This is a genomic window from Bradyrhizobium sp. WSM4874 (assembly GCF_055811835.1).
The window spans coordinates 1-2,500 of sequence record NZ_JBVVPR010000107.1 but is presented as its reverse complement, the minus strand read 5'-3'; the positions used below and the strand labels follow the sequence as shown (position 1 = coordinate 2,500).

At 54.2% G+C, this 2,500-nt stretch carries 2 tRNA genes and 1 rRNA gene; all 3 read right to left on the bottom strand.

The annotated features are described in order from the left end of the window. Positions 1–378: 378 nt before the first annotated feature. Positions 379–454: transfer RNA gene (locus tag AC0L3P_RS39140), tRNA-Ala, on the bottom strand. 33 nt (positions 455–487) lie between these two features. Continuing rightward, positions 488–564, bottom strand: a tRNA-Ile gene (locus AC0L3P_RS39135). 188 nt (positions 565–752) lie between these two features. Next, a 16S ribosomal RNA gene (locus AC0L3P_RS39130) occupies positions 753–2,241 on the bottom strand. Positions 2,242–2,500 lie beyond the last annotated feature (259 nt).

The following is a 2,500-nucleotide window of genomic DNA, read 5'->3' as shown; positions in this document are numbered from 1 at the left end:
CAGAATTGCCAAGAAACCTAAGTCTCTAAGGCACGCGCCCTCGATGAACGCTATCTGCAGCCGGACAATGATTAGAAAGACCAGCTTGCTTCGTAAGATCGTTCCGATAGCGAGGCGGTCAAGCTTCGCTAAAAGGATCATTTACAACTCGCTTGTCTTTCAGATGCAGCCTTGTGAGCTACCCTGGAAGACGCAAGAGCGCCGAAATGATCCGGAGATAATGAAGTATCGCGCAACAATTACTTGTTGCCCGATCCAACTCGGATCGATCTCCTCTTTACGATGTCAGAAATCACGCAGCTTACTGTCCATCCGGACTAGTAAGTGCGAAGTGATGTTTCGCGGACGACGGTATGAGTAGTCGGTGATCAAACCATCTGGTGGAGCCAGACGGGATCGAACCGACGACCTCATGCTTGCAAAGCACGCGCTCTCCCAGCTGAGCTATGGCCCCGTAACCAGAAGACGAATGCTCACTCGATGAGTGTGGTGGGCCTGGGAAGACTTGAACTTCCGACCTCACGCTTATCAAGCGCGCGCTCTAACCAACTGAGCTACAAGCCCCTAACGCATATCCAGTCAAGGACCAGGGATTCTGCAAGGTTGCAGCCCCAGCGCGTGTTCGTCCGCGAAGAAAGAGAAACGAAGACGGCGAAATCCCGCCAATGCAGCTCAACGATCCTGACGACCGTTGGCCACTGATGTTTCTAAAACGGTTCGATAGAAGCAAGCTTCTGAAGAACCATCCTTAGAAAGGAGGTGATCCAGCCGCAGGTTCCCCTACGGCTACCTTGTTACGACTTCACCCCAGTCGCTGACCCTACCGTGGCCGGCTGCCTCCCTTGCGGGTTAGCGCACCGTCTTCAGGTAAAACCAACTCCCATGGTGTGACGGGCGGTGTGTACAAGGCCCGGGAACGTATTCACCGTGGCGTGCTGATCCACGATTACTAGCGATTCCAACTTCATGGGCTCGAGTTGCAGAGCCCAATCCGAACTGAGACGGCTTTTTGAGATTTGCGAAGGGTTGCCCCTTAGCGTCCCATTGTCACCGCCATTGTAGCACGTGTGTAGCCCAGCCCGTAAGGGCCATGAGGACTTGACGTCATCCCCACCTTCCTCGCGGCTTATCACCGGCAGTCTCCTTAGAGTGCTCAACTAAATGGTAGCAACTAAGGACGGGGGTTGCGCTCGTTGCGGGACTTAACCCAACATCTCACGACACGAGCTGACGACAGCCATGCAGCACCTGTGTTCCAGGCTCCGAAGAGAAGGTCACATCTCTGCGACCGGTCCTGGACATGTCAAGGGCTGGTAAGGTTCTGCGCGTTGCGTCGAATTAAACCACATGCTCCACCGCTTGTGCGGGCCCCCGTCAATTCCTTTGAGTTTTAATCTTGCGACCGTACTCCCCAGGCGGAATGCTTAAAGCGTTAGCTGCGCCACTAGTGAGTAAACCCACTAACGGCTGGCATTCATCGTTTACGGCGTGGACTACCAGGGTATCTAATCCTGTTTGCTCCCCACGCTTTCGTGCCTCAGCGTCAGTATCGGGCCAGTGAGCCGCCTTCGCCACTGGTGTTCTTGCGAATATCTACGAATTTCACCTCTACACTCGCAGTTCCACTCACCTCTCCCGAACTCAAGATCCTCAGTATCAAAGGCAGTTCTGGAGTTGAGCTCCAGGATTTCACCCCTGACTTAAAGACCCGCCTACGCACCCTTTACGCCCAGTGATTCCGAGCAACGCTAGCCCCCTTCGTATTACCGCGGCTGCTGGCACGAAGTTAGCCGGGGCTTATTCTTGCGGTACCGTCATTATCTTCCCGCACAAAAGAGCTTTACAACCCTAGGGCCTTCATCACTCACGCGGCATGGCTGGATCAGGCTTGCGCCCATTGTCCAATATTCCCCACTGCTGCCTCCCGTAGGAGTTTGGGCCGTGTCTCAGTCCCAATGTGGCTGATCATCCTCTCAGACCAGCTACTGATCGTCGCCTTGGTGAGCCATTACCTCACCAACTAGCTAATCAGACGCGGGCCAATCTTTCGGCGATAAATCTTTCCCCGTAAGGGCTTATCCGGTATTAGCACAAGTTTCCCTGTGTTGTTCCGAACCAAAAGGTATGTTCCCACGCGTTACTCACCCGTCTGCCGCTGACGTATTGCTACGCCCGCTCGACTTGCATGTGTTAAGCCTGCCGCCAGCGTTCGCTCTGAGCCAGGATCAAACTCTCAAGTTGGACTTGAACTTTGAACCGGCTGATCACAACGTTTTGACGAGGTCCCACCATTTTTCATCGACCGAAGTCGATGAGCTGCCCGCGATTCACATCGCTGGCAACGATGGTGTAACCTTAAAACGTGTACCGCCGAAGTCTTTCGTCCGGCCCCGATTCAAAAAGCCGAAGCTCTTTAAATGCGAGACCCGCAAGGACTCCGCCGTCCACGTTTCTCTTTCTTCATCTTCACTTGTCAAACAGCCCGGGACCAGGAGGCCCC